18 protein-coding genes are annotated in these 19,279 nt (G+C 42.7%); 5 read left to right on the forward strand and 13 right to left on the reverse strand.

The features are described 5' to 3' along the window. Positions 1-71: 71 nt before the first annotated feature. Positions 72-1,082 carry a catabolite control protein A gene (ccpA, locus tag ACVC7S_RS07350; RefSeq protein ID WP_001090640.1) on the reverse strand — a complete coding sequence of 337 codons (1,011 nt, stop codon included), beginning with the start codon at positions 1,080-1,082 and terminating at the stop codon, positions 72-74. 204 nt (positions 1,083-1,286) lie between these two features. Between ccpA and ACVC7S_RS07355 the strand changes: the two genes are divergently transcribed. Then, complete coding sequence (locus tag ACVC7S_RS07355) at positions 1,287-1,604, forward strand: DUF960 domain-containing protein (protein WP_000886038.1); 318 nt, start codon at positions 1,287-1,289, stop codon at positions 1,602-1,604. A 50-nt stretch (positions 1,605-1,654) separates the two neighbouring features. On the opposite strand, the gene ACVC7S_RS07360 is transcribed toward ACVC7S_RS07355, so the two are convergent. From ACVC7S_RS07360 to ACVC7S_RS07390, 7 genes are all read right to left on the reverse strand, one after another. Beyond that, complete coding sequence (locus ACVC7S_RS07360; protein WP_447266692.1) at positions 1,655-2,938, reverse strand: DUF308 domain-containing protein; 1,284 nt, start codon at positions 2,936-2,938, stop codon at positions 1,655-1,657. After that, positions 2,931-3,752 carry a 2-amino-4-hydroxy-6-hydroxymethyldihydropteridine diphosphokinase gene (gene folK / locus ACVC7S_RS07365; protein WP_447266693.1) on the reverse strand — a complete coding sequence of 274 codons (822 nt, stop codon included), beginning with the start codon at positions 3,750-3,752 and terminating at the stop codon, positions 2,931-2,933. Before folK ends, ACVC7S_RS07360 begins: the two co-directional genes overlap by 8 nt. Before the next feature lie 158 nt (positions 3,753-3,910). Further along, positions 3,911-4,465, reverse strand: coding sequence for a GTP cyclohydrolase I FolE (gene folE / locus ACVC7S_RS07370; protein WP_000380916.1), 555 nt, complete (start codon positions 4,463-4,465; stop codon positions 3,911-3,913). Positions 4,466-4,468: 3 nt separating this feature from the next. Beyond that, on the reverse strand, positions 4,469-5,770 hold the full coding sequence (locus tag ACVC7S_RS07375) for a bifunctional folylpolyglutamate synthase/dihydrofolate synthase (RefSeq protein WP_447266694.1): 1,302 nt from the start codon (positions 5,768-5,770) through the stop codon (positions 4,469-4,471). Between the two features lies 1 nt (position 5,771). Then, positions 5,772-6,716 (reverse strand): dihydropteroate synthase, encoded by a 945-nt coding sequence (folP, locus tag ACVC7S_RS07380; protein ID WP_447266695.1) that lies wholly within the window; start codon positions 6,714-6,716, stop codon positions 5,772-5,774. A 109-nt stretch (positions 6,717-6,825) separates the two neighbouring features. After that, positions 6,826-7,527, reverse strand: a complete 702-nt coding sequence (locus ACVC7S_RS07385) for a CPBP family intramembrane glutamic endopeptidase (RefSeq protein WP_447266696.1) — start codon at positions 7,525-7,527, stop codon at positions 6,826-6,828. 53 nt (positions 7,528-7,580) lie between these two features. Further along, entirely contained in the window at positions 7,581-8,999 is a 1,419-nt protein-coding gene (locus tag ACVC7S_RS07390; RefSeq protein ID WP_125425106.1) for an NCS2 family permease, read from the reverse strand. Positions 9,000-9,185: 186 nt separating this feature from the next. On the opposite strand from ACVC7S_RS07390, the gene ACVC7S_RS07395 reads away from it, so the two are divergent. From ACVC7S_RS07395 to ACVC7S_RS07410, 4 genes are all read left to right on the forward strand, one after another. Then, positions 9,186-9,998, forward strand: a complete 813-nt coding sequence (locus ACVC7S_RS07395) for a Cof-type HAD-IIB family hydrolase (RefSeq protein WP_096405960.1) — start codon at positions 9,186-9,188, stop codon at positions 9,996-9,998. Between the two features lie 278 nt (positions 9,999-10,276). Next, positions 10,277-11,266: a PTS sugar transporter subunit IIB gene (locus ACVC7S_RS07400; protein ID WP_447266709.1), complete on the forward strand. Its 990-nt coding sequence runs from the start codon at positions 10,277-10,279 to the stop codon at positions 11,264-11,266. Between the two features lie 75 nt (positions 11,267-11,341). Beyond that, positions 11,342-12,154, forward strand: a complete 813-nt coding sequence (locus ACVC7S_RS07405; protein ID WP_001280325.1) for a PTS mannose/fructose/sorbose transporter subunit IIC — start codon at positions 11,342-11,344, stop codon at positions 12,152-12,154. A gap of 14 nt (positions 12,155-12,168) precedes the next feature. Continuing rightward, positions 12,169-13,080: a PTS system mannose/fructose/sorbose family transporter subunit IID gene (locus tag ACVC7S_RS07410; protein ID WP_447266697.1), complete on the forward strand. Its 912-nt coding sequence runs from the start codon at positions 12,169-12,171 to the stop codon at positions 13,078-13,080. Positions 13,081-13,141: 61 nt separating this feature from the next. Here ACVC7S_RS07410 and ACVC7S_RS07415 read toward each other — a convergent pair whose 3' ends face one another. From ACVC7S_RS07415 to ACVC7S_RS07435, 5 genes are all read right to left on the reverse strand, one after another. Then, positions 13,142-15,370 carry an HAD-IC family P-type ATPase gene (locus ACVC7S_RS07415; RefSeq protein WP_447266698.1) on the reverse strand — a complete coding sequence of 743 codons (2,229 nt, stop codon included), beginning with the start codon at positions 15,368-15,370 and terminating at the stop codon, positions 13,142-13,144. A gap of 168 nt (positions 15,371-15,538) precedes the next feature. Beyond that, complete coding sequence (pepC, locus tag ACVC7S_RS07420; RefSeq protein WP_447266699.1) at positions 15,539-16,873, reverse strand: aminopeptidase C; 1,335 nt, start codon at positions 16,871-16,873, stop codon at positions 15,539-15,541. Positions 16,874-16,982: 109 nt separating this feature from the next. After that, positions 16,983-17,705 carry a pseudouridine synthase gene (locus ACVC7S_RS07425; protein WP_447266700.1) on the reverse strand — a complete coding sequence of 241 codons (723 nt, stop codon included), beginning with the start codon at positions 17,703-17,705 and terminating at the stop codon, positions 16,983-16,985. A 73-nt stretch (positions 17,706-17,778) separates the two neighbouring features. Then, complete coding sequence (locus tag ACVC7S_RS07430; RefSeq protein WP_000901565.1) at positions 17,779-18,009, reverse strand: GlsB/YeaQ/YmgE family stress response membrane protein; 231 nt, start codon at positions 18,007-18,009, stop codon at positions 17,779-17,781. A gap of 9 nt (positions 18,010-18,018) precedes the next feature. Further along, a complete protein-coding gene (locus tag ACVC7S_RS07435) occupies positions 18,019-19,260 on the reverse strand; it encodes an aminopeptidase (protein WP_447266701.1) in 1,242 nt (413 codons plus the stop codon). Between the last annotated feature and the right edge of the window lie 19 nt (positions 19,261-19,279).

The following is a 19,279-nucleotide window of genomic DNA, read 5'->3' on the forward strand; positions in this document are numbered from 1 at the left end:
TTGATTTTCATTGAGTATAATCCCTTCTCTAGAAAACAAAATCAGGAAATCTTCACGATTCCCTGATTTTTTTATTTGCGTTTTCGTGTAGAACGACGTTCTGTCAAACCATGAGGTAGGAGAACTTCGCGCTCTTCCAATTCTTCCTTATGCATAATCTTAGTCAACATACGCATGCTGATAGCCCCCAGATCATAAAGCGGTTGGGCAACTGTCGTCAAGTTTGGACGAGTGTATCGTGCAATTTGAGAGTCATCCGTCGTAATGATTTCAAACTCTTCTGGCACTGAGACACCATGATCTGATAAACCATTTAGCACACCTGCTGCCAATTCGTCACCAGTCACAACTGCAGCTGTAGCTTGTGATGAAACCAACCGTTCTGCCAAGGCATAACCATCATTATAGCTATATTTTGATTCAAAAACCAAGCCCTCGCTATAAGGGATTCCTGCTTTTTTCAAAGCTTCCTTATAACCAATCAAACGAACCTTGCCATTGATATCATCGACAAGCGGGCCACTCACAAAGGCAATTTTCTCATTTTCTTTAAGAAGATAGCTCACTGCGTCAATCGTGGCTTGTTTGTAGTCAATATTAACACTTGGAAGTTGGTGTTCTACATCCACCGTACCTGCAAGAACAACCGGCGTCCGTGAACGAGAGAATTCTGAACGAATCTTTTCAGTCAAGTGATAGCCCATAAAGATAATCCCATCGACTTGTTTTGAAAAGAGCGTGTTAACCACTGAAACTTCCTTTTCATCATCCTCATCACTATTTGCTAGGACAATGTTATACTTGTACATTTCAGCAATGTCATCAATCCCCTTAGCAAGTGTTGAGAAATAACCATTGGTAATGTTAGGAATCACAACTCCGACTGTCGTTGTTTTCTTACTAGCCAAACCACGAGCAACCGCATTGGGACGATAGTCCAAGCGTTCAATCACTTCGAGGACTTTTTTTCGAGTGTTCTCTTTAACATTCTTGTTGCCATTAACGACACGGCTAACTGTTGCCATTGAAACTCCTGCTTCACGGGCAACGTCATAAATCGTTACTGTATCATCTGTGTTCATTCCGTTTCCTTTCTATATTGAAAATTTCGCTTTCACGCATCTGCTTACTCCATTTTATCACTTATTGTAAACACTTTCAAGTATTTTTAAGAGAAACTTTGAAAAAATTTCACAGTCTATTCTCATTTTGAAAAAACAAGCAGGATTCCTTGATTTTTCAGCTTTTTTACTGTATGATAAGAAAAATAAAAGGAGGAAGGAAACATGGCTTTTACAAATACACAGAGACGTTCCGCCAGTTTTGGTGTTGTGACCAGTCTACCCGACGATGTTATTGACTCTTTATGGTTCATTATCGATCATTTTTTGAAAAATGTCTTTGAATTAGAAGAAGAACTCGAATTTCAGATTCTCAACAACGAGGGGACCATTACCTTCCATTTCTCTAGTCAAAACCTTCCGACTAGCATCGATTTTGATTTCAATCATCCTTTCGATCCCCTTTACCCTCCTAGGGTACTTGTTTTAGACACGGATGGTAAAGAAACCATCCTCCTTCCTGAAGAAAATGATCTATTTTAAAAACTCTAGTTTCTTAGCGTAAACTGCTGAGGAACTAGAGTTTTCTTTTTCTAATAAATGGAGCGACTAACAACTAGACCATTGGGTTTTGTGTACTCTAAATCAAGGTAATCCTGGTAAGTCCCCGGTACAATGAAACCTTGGGGACTTAATATATCCGTCCCAGCTTTTCCCACGATTGAGTCTGCCAGCAAGACACAATTGGTACTGAGAACAAAGTAGGTCTTAAACTCGGATGAGCTAAATTTATAGAGGGTCGCATCCGCTTCTTGCTTCAGTTGGTAAGAGTAGGTATGCTTGACCTCACCCTCTCTTCTTTTCATCAACTGAGAGCTCGGCTCCCAAGGAATTAACAAGTCTTCTATTTCTGCTAAACGAGCTTGGATAGCAGCTTTCTGTTGTTCTGTCAAACTCAGACCATAAGCAAATAAGGTCTTCTGACTTTCTCTCTTACAGAGCTCGATGTATTTCTCCCGATTGGCTTTAAACAAGACACCGTCTCCAACCATGCCGAATAAACTCTCCGAGTGAGGATCATACGAGCCATAGGAAATAACCGTCCCTTGATAGCAAATATCCACATGCCCCATGGCAAGGAAGAACGATGTTTCTGAGGTATGAATAAAAATTTCTAGATCAACCACCTGATCGTTTTTTCTTTCTGAATGAACTTCACCTTCCTGGCTTTCATGATTTGACAGCCACTCATTCAATTTACGCAAGGTGCTGATAGGGATTAGAGCCGTCACAAAAATCGGCAAGGTCATTCGCATTCGCCGCTTCAGCTTGGGATTGCTTTCTATCCTCTCAAAAAAGAAACCATCCCGAAGACTACTGGCTCCTAGCATAAGCAAGTAAAATCCAAGTAAGAGCAATTCAAAATTCGCCGCATCGTGAAAAGGAGAAATGCTATAAAGACCAAATCCTATCATCCATACAGCATCGAAGAGATGATGAATCCGAGGATGAATGGCATTTTTTCGATAAAGAGACCAGGTCACAAGACTAATGACGCCCGTAAACAGCTGGTAACTCGCAATGATAAACACCAGGAGGTAGAGGGTCAGGTCTTGTAAAATAATAGAATCAAATAAGAGAGCAGCAACCACCAGCTTGGCCAAGGTTACAAAGATGTTTTCCCTACGCTGTTTATCCTGAAACCAACGAGTTAACAAGTGCCAAACTGCTGACAAGGAAAAGTAAGTCATCAGCAACTGATAACCTATCCTTGGAATCACCTGTCCGAAATAAATCAAGAGAAAGCCTAAAAGAATAGCAAGTAGTCCCTCCCCTATACTCTTCCACTTGCTATAGCTATCGGAAAGTTTAGGCATCTCCTTGCTCCAACTGGTCAACCAAGCAACGAATTGATTGTTTTAAGTTCGGATGGATAAAATGGGGAGCTATTTCTTGCAGAGACTCAAGGACAAAGAGGCGTTCTGCTACATAAGGGTGAGGCAAGATGAGGTCGTCTGTATAAATGACTTGGTCCTCCACGAAGAGCAAGTCCAAATCAATCAAACGTGGTCCCCAATGCACTTCTCGAACCCGTCCCATCTCTGCCTCAATGCTTAACAAGTTCTCTAACAAGACTGGTGCTGGTAGCCAGGTTTCTACTTCAATCACCTGATTGGCAAAAGTATCTTGCTCCACACCACCCCAAGGTTCCGTCGTTAAGACACTGGATTCTTTGAGAATATGGATGCCGCAAGCTCGCAGTTTGTCGATAGCTTGTTCCAAGTTGGCTTGCTTATCGCCCATATTGCTTCCTAGGGCGATAAAGGCACGTTGCTTGCGACGGTGGATGGTTACCGAGCAGGTATCAAGTGGCAAGTGGACTGGAGCCCAAGGTTTTTTGAGTTCCAGTTCAATTTCTTGGACCAGAGGATAGGTCTCAAAGGTACGCTCTACTAGTTTGTAGGCTACCGTTTCAATCAAGTCCTCAGTGGTTTCCTGAAACCAAGTCGTCCACTGCTGACACAGTTCTCCGTAATGGACAGAGGCTGTTAAATCCAATTCTGTAGCCGCCTTGGTCATATCATAGGATAAGCGTGCGGAAATAACAAACTTTTGCCCCAATTCCTTCTCACTTGGAAAGAGTCCGTGATAAGCAAATATTTCCAAATCTTTAATCTTTAGCTGATCCATAACTAGTCCTTTCTAGAAAAATCCGCTTATAGCGGATTCTTTTTATACTCAATGAAAATCAAAGTGCAAACTAGGAAGCTAGCCGCAGGCTGCTCAAAACACTGTTTTGAGGTTGCAGATGGAAGCTGACGTGGTTTGAATTTGATTTTCGAAGAGTATTATAGTCCCATTAAACGATAAGCCTGATCTCTTAGGTCCTTATCTGTTTCAAATAGACCACGAGCTACTGTCGTCAAGGTTGCAGTGCCTGGTTTTCTGACACCACGCATGCTCATACACATATGTTCCGCCTCAATAACAACAAAGGCTCCCTTAGCCCCTAGATAGTCCATCAAGGCATCAGCCACTTCGATATTCAAACGTTCTTGAATCTGTGGTTTCTTAGAGTAGACTTCAACCGTACGAGCTAGCTTGGACAAACCTGCCACACGACCATCTGGAATATAGGCAATGTGCGCTCTCCCATAAAAGGGCAAGAAGTGGTGCTCACACATGGTGTGGAAAAAGATATCCTTCTCCACCACCATATTATCGTCGATAATCTCAAAGGATTTTGACAGGTGTTCCTCAGCAGTTTGGCCAAGACCTGAAAAAATTTCTTGGTACATACGGGCTACACGAGCAGGTGTCTCCTGCAAGCCCTCGCGGTTAGCGTCCTCACCAACAGCCTCGATAATCATTTTTACAGCTGCTTCAATCTTTTGTGTATCCATTCTCTAGTTATTCCTCTCCATTAGGTAGGCTCTCACCTGGCTCAAGAAATACAAAGAACCCGTGACAATCCTAACTGTTTGTTTCTCTTCATTTTTATCTGTCAATTTCTGCTCTAGAAAATCCTGCCAACTTTGGTAATTGAGATTTCTAGACTTGGCTATCTCTTTCAGCACGCTTTCATCCGTCGCCCGACTATCATCAAAATAAGTCAGAGTCAGTTGACTATCCGGCACCGTCTCTAGCAAATCCAACATATCCTCCAAAGCCTTGGTTTTGATACAAGTAAAGAGGATTTCCTTATGATAATCCGCAAAGCGTTCTTGTAAAGTAGTTAGCAAAGCCTTGATAGCGTGGGGATTATGAGCCCCATCCAAAATCATCATAGGTTCGCTAGACAGAACCTCCAAACGCCCTGGCCATCTGGTCTCTTTCAATGCTTGAGCAAGCAAGTCATTGCTAGCTAATTCTTGCCCAATCTCTTGGCAATAAATGTCTAGAAGAGCAAGTGCCATCCCTGCATTCTCGATCTGATGCAAACCAAGCAGACCTGTTTGAAAGCGACCTTGTCTGACAGGACTTGTATAGTCAAAGACCTCGCCTGTCACCACACTTTCTTGATGACCAACCTGATAATCTGTCCCATAGGCAATTCTCGGCGCATCTTTCCCTTCCGCAATGCGGTCAATAACAGCCAAGGCTTCTGGAGCAATGCGACCTGTCACCAAAGGAATGCCTTGTTTGATAATACCAGCCTTCTGTTCTGCTATGACCTCTACAGTATCACCAAGCAGGGCTACATGGTCCAAGCCAATAGTCGTAATTCCTGTCAGAATGGGCTGACAGACATTGGTGCTATCCAGAAGTCCACCCATGCCGACTTCCATGATGGCCACATCAACTTTTTCAGCGGCAAAATAATCATAGGCTAGGGCAGTGATAATCTCAAACTCGGTCGTTCCTTTTAAAACAGCGCTCTTCTCCCCCTCAAGCAAAGACTCATAGTCTGCCATCAGGGCTTCTAGTCTAGCTTCTGAGATGGATTTCCCGTTAATGCTAATCTGGTCTGTGTAATGAATGAGATAGGGTGAACTGAACACCCCTACTCTCAGACCTAGCTTTACGAGCATATTTTTCAAAAAAGCAATGGTCGATCCCTTGCCATTGGTCCCTCCAATATGGATGACCTTGAGTTTGAGATGGGGATTGCCTCTCAGTTCCAAGAGTTCCACCATTCTCTCCAAACCAAAATTTGGTTGGTCTGTTCGATAGTGGGCGATCCACTGATTGTTTTCAATTTCGTTCATCTTATTTGTATTGTTTTAAATCTAAATGTTCTGCATCATCTGCCAAACGAATAGCTGTCGCAATTTCAACTGCCATCCTGTGACTGGCTACATCATGCACGCGCACCACTTCTACACCCTGTCTCGCAGCGATAGTCGTTACATGAGCCGAAGCGGTGTCCCGATTTCGGAAACCGACTTCCGTCTCAGGATTGACTTCGAAGCCATTTTCCTCCAGGATATTGATAACAAACCGCTTGCGCGAAACACCAAGAAAGATTGGATAGCCCTGCTGATGCAATTTATCAAGGTCCCGTAGAAGAAGTAGATTCTCCTTCTTGGTGAGACCAAAACCAATCCCCGGATCCAACATGATCTTATCTTTTGCAATCCCAGCTTGATCCGCTCTTGTCAAAGCTCGTTCAAAGAAAGCTGTCATCAATTCTTCTACTGGTAGTTGTTCAAAGTCCGCCAAGTCTTCATTTGTAAAAGGCTCCCCAAAGCCAAAACGAGGAAATATGAGCGAACTGGGGTGTTGAGGTCGAGCCATGACTGGATTAAACATGATGACCACTTGCGCTCCCGCTTTGGCAACCACCTGAGCCATTTTCTCATCTCCCATGAGCCCAGTGATATCATTTACCAGATTGGCACCAGCTTCCAAAGCAGCCTCTGCCACCTGACTCTTCCATGTATCGATGGAAATGAGGACATCACTTTCCTTGCGAATAGCTTTGATAACTGGAACAACACGTTGGATCTCTTCTTCTATCTCAACATAGCTACTTCCAGGACGAGTCGATTCTCCTCCGATATCTAGCATACTCGCCCCTTCAGCTATCAATTTACGGGCTTGCTGAAGCGCCTGGTCAACAGCAAAAAACTGACCACCATCCGAAAAGGAATCTGGGGTTACATTGATAATTCCGCAAATGGCTGTTTTTGCCTGACTAACTTTATTGGACATAGGGTCACTCCTCAAGGTTTTTCACCACATTATTTCTCTATTTTACCATAAAAAGAAAAAGATGGATACGCAAGCATTCATCTTTTCCAAGTAGGCCAATAGTCTAGAATTATAGGCCCAGATTTCTACTAATCAATACCAATATAGCTATCAAACAAAAAGCTACACCATTGAGAATCATATGAAGCAGGATGGACATCTCTAAACGTTCTGTCTTATAGGCTGTCCAAGTTAGAACTGTTGACATCCCACCATAAATAATCACAGAAGGCAGATTGGTTGGAGTATGGAGTAAGGCAAAGACAATTGCCCCAACAACAAAGCCAAGTTTTTCCTTACCTCGGAAGATTTTTTTAGGAATAATCCCACGACACAAAATTTCCTCACAAATCGGCGCAATCAAGACTAGCATGAAAAAAGTGGCAATCAAGGAACTATTTTCAACCAGACTGTTAATAGTTGATTGATTGCTCGTTGTCGTCTCATTCGTCATGCGAAGCAAAGCTGCACCAAACAAATTGTTAGCAAAAATCACTAGGTAACTCAACACCAAACGAGCCAAGTCTTTGGCCTTAAAAAAGGACAGATTAAAAGTAGCAAGTTGTGTTTTTCGAGCACCTAAAATAAAGACAGCCAAAATAACAATGGATAGGGCACCGACTAAGAGCCCTGATTGTAAAAGTGGAAATTGATTAGAAGCTAACCAAAAAGATAGCCCTAAAGGAACTTGCGCTAGAATTAAAGCCACTAAAAGGATGAGGACCCACATTCCTCTGTTCAAAATCTCTTGCCAGATTGTCTTTTCTTTCATGATGTACCTCCTTATAATAAAAAGGGGAAATTCCCCTTTTTCTATTATACCATTTATAGTGCCATACTGATATAGTTAAGGATAAACAAGGCATCCAAAATCCAAATCATCACGTGCACATCCTTGGCTTGACCTTTGACAAGTTTTGTCAAGGTGTATGTCAAGAAACCAACTGCGATCCCTTGAGTGATTGAGTAGCTGAATCCCATAAAGATAGAAGTAAAGAAGGCAGGAACTGCTTCTGACATATCATCCCAAGGAATATTTTTAAGATTAGACAGCATCATAATTCCGACGATAATCAAAATTGGTGCTGTTGCTGCTGAAGGAACAATAGCAAGAAGTGGGCTAAAGAAGCTAGATAGGGCGAAACAGATAGCAACTACTAGAGCTGTCAAACCTGTACGTCCACCAGCACCAATACCTGCTGCTGACTCAATATAAGTTGTTACGTTTGAAGTACCTGCAATGGCACCTACCGAAGTTGCTACCAAATCAGAGTATAGAGCCTTGTCCAATTTAGCGGACTCATGGTTTTCTCCACTTGTCGCAACGATACCAACTTTTTCACCAGTACCGATAAGAGTACCGATTGTATCAAAAATATCCGTTAGTGAGAAGGCAAGAATAGCCATCAAGGTTTCTGGTAAACGCGAGGTGTTTGAAATCAAAGATCCTAAACCTTCTGAACCAAGAGCAGCACCAAACAAAGTTCCTAAATCATTAATCGCTGATGAAAGATTGTTGCTAGCAAAGTCAATCCCTGACAAATTCACAACACCCACAGCAATAGCAAGGACAGTCGTTGTTAAAATAGAAAGAATGATTCCACCTTTGATGCCTTTCACAACAAAGAAGATGGTAATAGCCAGACCTGCAAGAGCCACCAATACTGCTGGAGTATTGAAGTCTACCAAGCCTGGAACAGCTGCTGAATTTGCTGTAAGTGCAGCTTGAGCCTTGTCTGCTCCTTCGCCTGCTACCGTATAAGTACCTGGATCGATTGAGAATTTCAAGAGACCGGCATTCTTAATCCCAACATAGGCAAGGAAAACACCAATACCAGCTGAAATTGCTGAACGAAGAGTTGCAGGAATAGACTCGATGATCATTTTACGAACATTGGTTAATGTGATAATCAGTGAAATAATCCCACAGATGAAGACCATACCAAGAGCTTCTTTCCAAGTATAGCCCATTCCAAATACAACTGTAAAGGTGAAGAAGGCATTTAGTCCCATACCTGGTGCTTGTGCGTACGGCAAATTAGCATAGAAAGCCATCATCAAAGTACCAACTACAGAACCGATAATCGTTGCCAAGAACACACCTTGAACAGGCATACCCGTTTGGGAAAGCATTTGAGGGTTTACAAAGAGAATATAACTCATTGCAAAGAATGTTGTTAAACCAGCAAGCACCTCTGTACGGACATCTGTCCCGTGCTCTTTTAGTTTAAATAGTTTGTCCATCTTTAATCTCCTTTTGTTTTTTACGAACAATATGAGTATTATATCATTTATCATTCACCTTTTCAATATGTTTGTTTGAATTATTTAACAAAATGGAATTTTCATTTTTTGTTTTGAGTCTGTTTTTCTTCTTTCTTTTTGATATAATAGTAAACATCTTATCTGGAATCTACTAGGAAGGTTTATATGACTAAAAAAATTATTGCAGTCGATTTGGACGGAACCTTGCTCAATGGTGAAAGCAAGCTCTCCGATTTTACCAAAAAGACAATCAAAAAAATTACTGAAAAGGGGCACCATGTTGTCATCACGACAGGCCGTCCTTACCGCATGGCGAAGAACTTCTACCGTGAACTAGAGTTGCATACTCCCATGATTAACTTTAATGGTTCCCTCACCCATCTACCCGGACAGACTTGGGCGCATGAAAAGTGCTTGACCTTGGACAAAAAATACCTCTTGGACATGGTCCAACGCAAAGAGGATATCCAAGCTGACTTTATTGCTGGAGAATACCGTAAGAAATTCTACATCACAGCTCCTAATGAAGAAATCGCAGATCCAAAATTATTTGGTGTGGAAAATTTCCAACCCGAAAATCAATTCAAGCCTGAACTGGTGACCAAGGACCCAAACTGCATCCTCTTGCAAACAAGAGCCGAGGACAAATACGCTCTAGCAGACGAAATGAATCGCTTTTATCAACACCAACTATCCATCAATACTTGGGGAGGCCCCCTCAACATCCTCGAGTGTACTCCCAAAGGGGTAAACAAGGCCTTTGCCCTCGAATATTTGCTCAATGTGATGAATCGTGACAAAAAAGACTTAATTGCCTTCGGCGATGAGCAAAACGATAGAGAAATGCTGGCTTTCGCAGGCAAGGGATATGCCATGAAAAATGCCAATCCGGACTTGCTTCCCTATGCAGATGAACAACTCCCACTAACCAATGAAGAAGATGGTGTTGCCCACGCCTTACAAGATTTATTCCTATAAAAAGGAAAGGTTGCTGTTCTGCAACCTTTCCTTTTGTTTTCATGCAGTTTTCATAACTAGGGCTTATTTTCAGTATTTTTATATTAAATTTTCTAGCTTTATTTTCATACATTTTTTAAAAAGTTTATTATATTAACATTTTGTAGAGGTATTTTTATTGAAAACTTTCCTGTTTTTAGAAAAAATAGTTGATTTTTATATGAAAACGGTTTATACTTAATTAGGCTTAAAGTTTTCTTAAACACACAGTCAAACATTTTAAAGGAGGAATGACAATAATGAGTATCGGAATCATTATTGCGAGCCACGGCGAATTTGCTGCGGGTATTCATCAGTCCGGATCCATGATTTTTGGTGAACAAGAGAAGGTTCAAGTTGTAACCTTTATGCCAAATGAAGGTCCAGATGATTTATACGCTAAGCTCAATAACGCTGTTGCTGCATTTGACGCAGAAGATGAGGTTCTAGTATTGGCTGACCTTTGGAGTGGATCTCCATTCAACCAAGCTAGTCGCGTGATGGGAGAAAATCCAGAACGTAAATTTGCCATCATCACAGGACTAAACTTGCCGATGTTGATCCAAGCCTACACAGAGCGACTTATGGACGCGAATGCAGGTGTGGAAAAAGTCGCTGCGAATATCATTAAAGAAGCCAAAGATGGCATCAAAGCTCTTCCAGAAGAGCTTAACCCAGTTGAGGAAGTTGCAACTGCTGCAGCTGCTCCTGCCGCACAAGCTGCGATTCCAGAAGGAACTGTTATCGGTGACGGTAAACTGAAAATCAACCTTGCTCGTCTAGACACTCGTCTACTTCACGGTCAGGTTGCGACTGCTTGGACTCCAGATTCAAAAGCAAACCGTATCATCGTTGCTTCAGACAACGTTGCTAACGACGACTTGCGTAAAGAATTGATTAAACAAGCAGCTCCAAACGGAGTAAAAGCCAACGTTGTACCAATCCAAAAATTGATTGACGTTGCAAAAGACCCACGTTTCGGTGACACTCATGCCCTTATCTTGTTTGAAACACCTCAAGATGCCCTTCGTGCCATCGAAGGTGGCGTGCCAATCAAGACCCTTAACGTTGGTTCTATGGCCCACTCAACAGGTAAAACAATGATCAACAACGTCTTGTCTATGGACAAAGATGATGTTGCAACATTTGAAAAAATGCGTGACCTCGGTGTTGAATTTGATGTACGTAAAGTACCAAACGACACGAAAAAAGATTTGTTTGACTTGATTAAGAAAGCAAACGTTCAATAATTTTAATCTGTTTCTATCATTTTTGAAAACAGGATTAAATACTTTATTAAAACTAAATAGAAAAGGAATAAAACCATGTCAGATATTTCAATCATTTCTGCTATCTTGGTTGTAGTTGTTGCCTTCCTTGCAGGTCTTGAAGGTATCCTCGACCAATTCCAATTCCATCAACCAATCGTCGCATGTACCCTTATCGGACTTGTAACAGGTAACCTCGAAGCAGGTGTTATGCTTGGTGGATCTCTTCAAATGATCGCCCTTGGTTGGGCTAACATCGGAGCTGCCGTAGCTCCTGACGCTGCTCTTGCATCTGTTGCCGCAGCGATCATCTTGATCAAAGGTGGTAACTTTACTACCGAAGGTATCGCTGTCGCAACAGCCACAGCTATCCCTCTTGCCGTAGCCGGACTTTTCTTGACAATGATTGTTCGTACAATCTCAGTTGCCTTAGTTCACTCAGCTGACGCAGCTGCAAAAGAAGGAAACATTGCGGCTGTTGAACGCGCTCACTACTTTGCCCTTGTTCTTCAAGGTCTTCGTATCGCTATCCCTGCAGCCTTCCTTATCGCTATCCCTGCTTCTGCTGTTCAAGACGCTCTTGGCCTAATGCCAGAATGGTTGAATGGTGGTATGGCTGTCGGTGGTGCTATGGTCGTTGCCGTTGGTTACGCTATGGTTATCAATATGATGGCAACTCGTGAAGTATGGCCATTCTTCGCTATCGGTTTTGCTCTTGCAGCAATCTCTCAATTGACTTTGATTGCCCTTGGTGTCATCGGTGTTGCCCTTGCCTTCATCTACCTTAACCTTTCAAAACAAGGTGGTAACGGTGGCGGCGGAGCTGCGACTTCTAACGACCCAATCGGTGATATCCTAGAAGACTACTAGAAAGGGGAACAATCATGGCTGAAAAAATTCAATTATCAAAATCAGATCGTCAAAAAGTTTGGTGGCGTTCACAATTCCTTCAAGGTTCTTGGAACTACGAGCGTATGCAAAACTTGGGTTGGGCTTACTCATTGATCCCAGCTATCAAAAAATTGTACACTAAAAAAGAAGACCAAGCGGCTGCTCTTGAGCGTCACCTTGAGTTCTTCAACACTCACCCATACGTAGCTGCTCCAATCATGGGGGTTACTCTTGCACTTGAAGAAGAACGTGCTAACGGTGTTGAAATCGATGACGCAGCTATCCAAGGGGTTAAAATCGGTATGATGGGACCTCTTGCTGGTATCGGTGACCCAGTCTTCTGGTTTACAGTTCGTCCGATCCTTGGAGCTCTTGGTGCATCACTTGCTACAACTGGTAACATCGTTGGTCCTCTTCTCTTCTTCTTCGGATGGAATGCTATCCGTATGGCCTTCCTATGGTACACACAAGAATTCGGTTACAAAGCTGGATCTGAAATCACTAAAGATATGTCAGGTGGTATCTTGAAAGACATCACTAAAGGTGCTTCTATCCTTGGTATGTTCATCCTTGCCGTTCTTGTACAACGTTGGGTATCGATCAACTTTACTATAAACCTTCCAGGTAAACAATTGGCAGAAGGTGCCTACATCAACTTCCCAGAAGGTCCTGTATCAGGTGCTGAATTGAAAGGTATCCTTGGTCAAGCACTTGGTGGATTGAGCCTAGATAAGATTCAACCACAAACCCTTCAAGGTCAGTTGAACGCATTGATTCCAGGGTTGATGGGACTTCTCCTTACTTTCCTTTGCATGTGGTTGCTTAAGAAAAAAGTATCACCAATCGCAATCATCCTTGCTCTCTTTGCAGTAGGTATCGCAGCTCGTTTCTTCGGTATCATGTAATCCAAGCAATTGAGAATATAGATAAAAAAGAATCAGGATTAAACCTGATTCTTTTTGTGTATCAACTTTTTCTTCTAGTCAGATAATGCAAGCCTCCAATCACCACTGCTAGGATGGCTACATAGACGACTTGGGTAGTTTCTAAAGGCACAAAAGCTCCTTGCAGGATAAATGTATTGGCAAGTACACCAACAAGGGCTGCAAGGCTCAAAAACGTGAGCAAGAGTAACTTGTATCGATTAAAAGGCAGGCTGACCTTGGCAACTAGACACAGACCATTGATCAAAGCAAGGAGGAAGCAAATAAATTTGACCTGACCTGGGACAGTGATAAAGAAGTTCGTCAGGAGAACACTAGTAACCAGAATGCCACCACCAATCGTAGCATTGGTCAAAATATCTCGCATAAAATGTGTGCTGACCTTTTCTTTATTGGACTCAAAAGTTAGGAAGAAAGATGGAATCCCAATCGTAATGGCTGAAATGATTGTAAACTGAATGGGGATAAAGGCGAATTCCAAACCAAAGATCACACTCAAAATGGCAAAAACGATGGAGAAGAAGGTCTTTGTTAGAAAGAGAGAGGCGACCTTTTGGATGTTATTGATGACACGGCGACCTTCCATCAAGATATCATAAAATACTGCGAAATCATCAGTGAGAAAAACAATATTGGAGACGCTTTTGGCTGCACTGGTAGCACCATTCATAGCGAAACTAATATCTGCTTTCTTGAGAGCCAGAACATCGTTGACTCCATCACCGCTCATTGCAACTGTTTTCCCAGCATTTTGCAAAACGGTCACCATCTTTTCTTTCTGCTCAGGTGTCACGCGACCAAAGATATCGTGGTCCAAGACCACTCTTTCAAAGTCCTCGTCACTCACCTTGGTCATATCAATTGCACGGGCTGATTCTTTAAATCCTGCCTTACGAGCCACCCCATATACAGCCACATGATTATCCCCACTGATAATCTTTACTTCGACACCTTGAGATTCGAAATAGTCAAAGGTTTCATTGGTATTGTCCTTGATTTCATCTGACAGAACGACGTGCCCTAGTAATTTCATATTGGCTGGGCTTGTAATCTGGTCCTTGCTATGAGCAAGCGATAAGATTCGAAAACCTTGCTGTTTGAGATGTTCATAGTAGGCATCCATCGGCTGGGTAAAGCCGAGAAACTCATAAGCACCGAAAAAGTAGGTTCCACCGTCTTTTACTTGGACAAAGGAATACTTGTTTTTACTAGAAAAGGCACCAACTTCTTGAACTTCCCACTTTTTCTCACAGGTTAAGTAAGTCTTCAGAGCCCGCGACGTCGCATTTTCATCCTCAAAATAAGCCAGATACGAAGACAGTTTCTCTGCTACATTAGCATCCATTTCTTGGACCTTCATATTACCAGTCGTGATGGTTCCAGTCTTATCAAAACAAAGAACATCTACACGCGCCAAGGTCTCCACACAGTATAGTTCCTGCACCAGAACCTTCTTTTTAGCCAGCTTCATGGCCGCTACCGCCAGAGATACACTGACCAGGAGAATCAATCCCTCTGGAATCATGCCGACCAAGGCGCCTGAACTTCCCAAGACAATCTCAACATAAGACCGTCCTAGACTAAAACCTCTGACATAGAGCAGAATGGCAACTGGCACCAGCAGGATAGAGACGATTTTTAAAATCTTATCCATATAATCGCGCAGTTGAGAAGGGTATTTTTTGAATTCCTTGCTGGATTTTGCAAGTTTGTTGATATAACTATCGGGACCCACAGCTGTAGCAAGGACCAGACAAGTACCGCTGACAACATTGCTTCCGCTCATCAGCTTGTCACCAACTGTTTTAAAGACCGAATCACTCTCACCCGTCAGCAAGGACTCATCTACTTCAATATTCCCTTCCAACACTTCTGCATCTACAGGTACCTGATCTCCCAGATTGAGATGCAGATACTCGCCCAGTACGATGTCCTCTGGATCAATCTCAATCGTTTGACCATCTCGGTTGACCCTATACTTACTTTTACCAAGCAAACTTAGCTTTTCCAAAGCATTTTTTGAACGCACTTCTTGGAAAATCCCGATAGCTGTATTGATAGCAATCACACCTAAAAAGAGCATATTCTCAAATCGCAAGGTTGTGGCTACCAGAACTGCCAGAGCCAAGTTCATAGCATTAAAGAAGGTAAAGATATTTGAAAAAATGATTTCCTTGGTCGTTTTATAAGGTTTAATGTCACTGATGTTTCGTTGACGATCCTTGATGTCTTGGCTGCTTAAATACTTCATTTCTACTCCGATATCCTTTTGTACTACTATAATAACACATATCCTTTCCTCTGTCACTTAAAGACTCAAAATAAGAAGAACTCCCTTGACAAGCATCATCTATCATTACTTTAAGAAATTACTTGAAAAAAAGAGGCTAGGATTCTCCTAACCTTTTTTCTTTATGCTTTATTCTGCCAAGGCACCCATTGGATCCCATGGTGCGAGCACGATTGGTTCTGCTTCATAAGCAGCTTGTTCTTCTGCCGTCAGCAATTCTTTACGGACAACGATTTGGTAAGTGTATTCGTCCATCCAAGCATCTGAGGCAACAAAGTAACCATCTGTACCAACCTTGTCTCCCCAAGAGTTCTCAACCTTCCACTTGATTGATTTACCATTTTCGTCCAAGTCTACACCTGTCAAGACCATAGCGTGGGTCATCAAGCTTTCGCTGTAGTCCAAACGTCCAGCCTTGTCTTGAGTCAGTTTAATGTCCATGCTTGATTCAAAGTCATAAACATCTGTCGCAAGGATTCCAGCTTTACGGTTGCTGAGCTGGCCGACATCTGAACCAAACCAAACAGTTTCTCCTGTCTGCATTTGGGCAATCGCTAATTCCTTCAAGCGCTCCATTGGAACATTGATGTAGCGAACTGCACGGCTACCAACCACATTTCCTAACATCTCAACTGTGTAAGATTTGCCATAAGGTTTATCAGCAGTTGGAGCATTGATAACAGAAACATAATCTTCTAGAGGAAGATTGACATATTTCTTGTAAAATTCTTGTGGTGTGATACCCTTTTCGCTTTGGTAATTATTGTCCTTATCGCGATAAGCAAAGTCAAATTTACGTGGTGGAAGTCCTAGTGACATAGCAAGGAAGTTAAAGATTTCTTGCAAAAGCTCTTCTTTCTTGGCTTGAACAGTCGCTTGATCTGCACCAGAAGCTAACAAATCACGCAAGATTTGAGCATCTTGGCGAAGCAATTTGTTGAGGATAGCATTTAGCTCACGGCTGTTGCTAGATGAGATAGACTCAGGGTAAACAGACTTGGGCACGACACCGTATTTCTCAAAGAGGGACACTACCATATCCCACTGACCACCGTCTTGTTGGGGTGTTTGGAGTAGGAAGCTAACCTTGCGACTCGTCAATTCTTGGTCTGCAGTCGCAATGACTTGCTCCAAGAACCAGTTTGATTTCTCATACTTGTCCCAGAAGAAGGTGTGGGCCTGAGACAGTTCAAAGTTTTCGAGCTTGTATTGAGAGATGAGTTTGTGACGGAAGGTGTTGAGAGCCGCAAACATCCAACAACGACCAGAAGCCTTCTGGTTGGTCACCTTGTCCTTGGTCAAATCCAATGAGAAAACAGGTGTATTGTCTACATGGCTTTGACGACGTTCTAGGGCAGCAAAAATTCCGTTATGGCTTGCAGCATTTTCAATCGCTTGGTATTTTACATTTGCTTTATAGTTGGCAAATAATTTATCTGTAAATGATTCTTGAATCGCGTTCATAGATTCCTCCTTTTATTCTACTGTCTATTATAACTCTTTTCACAAAGGAAGCAACTGAAAAATGAAAAAGGCAGGGACTTTCTCCTCACCTTTTCTAACATAATCCAAACTAAGCAATACTAGCAAGGAGATTCTCTAACTCCTCTCTGGTCAGGCGACGCCATTCTCCTCGTTTCAACTTCTCGTCTAAAATCAGTGTTCCCATCGTCAAACGTTGCAGGTCTACCACTTCCTTACCACAGTAAGCTACCATGCGTTTGACCTGATGGAATTTGCCTTCAGCAATGGTCACGCGAACCAGACTTTGATTCTTTTCTGGATCTACCGACAAAATCTCCAGTTTGGCCGACTGGCAGGTAAAATCCTTAAGCGGAATACCCTTGGAAAATGTTTCCACATCTTCTTGGGTCATAATCCCCTTGACTTGAGCCAAGTAAGTTTTATCCACATGACGTTTAGGCGAAAGCAACGCATGGGCCAGCTGACCATCATTGGTCAAGAGCAGGAGACCATGGGTATCAATATCCAAGCGCCCCACTGGAAAAACTTCCTTGGCGCGAGCATAGTCATCTAACAAGTCTAAAACTGTTCTATGCTTGGGATCCTCAGTCGCCGAAATGACTCCTTGGGGCTTGTTCATCATGTAGTAAACAAACTCCTCGTACTCTAGCACTTGACCGTCAAAACGAATTTGGTCTCTTTCTTCGTCAATCTGCAGTTTAGCTGATTTTTCTTTCTTGCCATTGACCGTCACGCGTCCAGCCTTGAGCAAGTTTTTGACCTCTGTCCGACTTCCCACAGCGCAGGCAACTAAAAATTTATCTAATCTCATAGAACTATTATATCATACTCAAAAGGAGGCTGGCCCAAGTGACCAACCTCCTTTTTTCTAATTTTTCAAGAAACTAACTTCCTCGTCTCCAGAAAATCGCTAAGACAATCATAGCTCCTAAAATAGCTGGGATAATGGCCGTTCCTGCTATAATTGGACCCCACGTTCCAAAGAGCAGGTGGCCCAGAAAGGCACCAATCCAGCCAAGAAACATTTTCCCAAAGCATCCCATGCTCTCTCCACGATTGGTTAAAGCACCTGCCAAAAATCCCACTAGGAGACCAACAAACATACTTCCAAGCATAACTTCTCCTTAAATTGCCCAGTTTCCATTACGGAAGAGTGGTACGCGTGTTCCATCCTCACGGATACCATCGATATCCATTTGACTAGAACCAATCATAAAGTCAACGTGAACATCTGAACGGTTAAGTCCTGCAGCTTCAAGTTCTTCTTCGCTCATCTCTGCACCACCAACAACGCTAGTCGCATAGGCAGCACCGATAGCCAAGTGGTTTGAGGCATTTTCATCGAAAAGAGTATTAAAGAAGGTAATGCCTGACTGAGAAATTGGACTTGGATCTGGTACCAAGGCACATTCGCCTAAGGCACGCGCGCCCGCATTTTCAAAAACAAGATCTTTCATGACCTGATCACCCTTCTCAGCAGTGATGTCCACGATTTGTCCGTCTTTAAAGGTTACTTTAATCCCTTCAATGATATTTCCGTTATAGCTAAGTGGTTTTGTAGAAGTGACATAGCCATCTGCACGACGGAAGTCAGGAGCCGTAAAGACTTCTTCTGTCGGCATATTTGGCAAGAATCCTTCTCCCTGTGCATTGATAGCACCAGCTGATTCCCAAACGTGGTTCTTAGGCAAACCAAGTGTCAAATCTGTCCCTGGCGCTGTGTAGTGAAGGGCTGAGAATTGCTCTTTATTGAGCATTTCCGCCTTGCTTTTGAGGATGGCTGCATGTTCTTCCCAAGCCTTAACAGGATCTTCTTCGTAGACACGACAAGTTTTGAAGATTTGGTCCCAAAGAAGGTCCACTGCTTCTTCGTCGCTTGCAGCATTTGGAAAGACCTTTTTAGCCCACTCGAGTCCAGCAGCGGCAGCCACTGTCCAGCTAACCTTGTTGGACTGAGTTGCGATACGCATTGGCTTCATGGCAAGTCCCATAGCTTTGGCAGAAGCTGAAAGCTTGTCAGCATCCACTCCGTTCAAGGCACCTGGATCAGATGAACGGACACCAAGACGGCTAGCCTTGTTCTCCAAGAGATAGTTCATCTCAGCAATCTTGTATTCTGGTACATTGTCCAAACGCTCCATTGACGCGTGGAGGAATTTCTCACGATTAATGACATCGTCTGTCCACTGAACGACAACCTCATGCGCACCCAAGGCATAGGCTTCTTTCACGATCAAATGCGCCAACTCACGTTGCTCCACATCGATAGAGAGAGCTAAAGTATGACCAGGTTGCACATTGATTCCATTTGCAACCAATAATTTCGCATATTTTTCTAGATTTTCTTTAAAATTTGGTAAAACCATTTTGTTTCTCCTTCATAAG

This window comes from Streptococcus sp. Z556 (assembly GCF_053010225.1).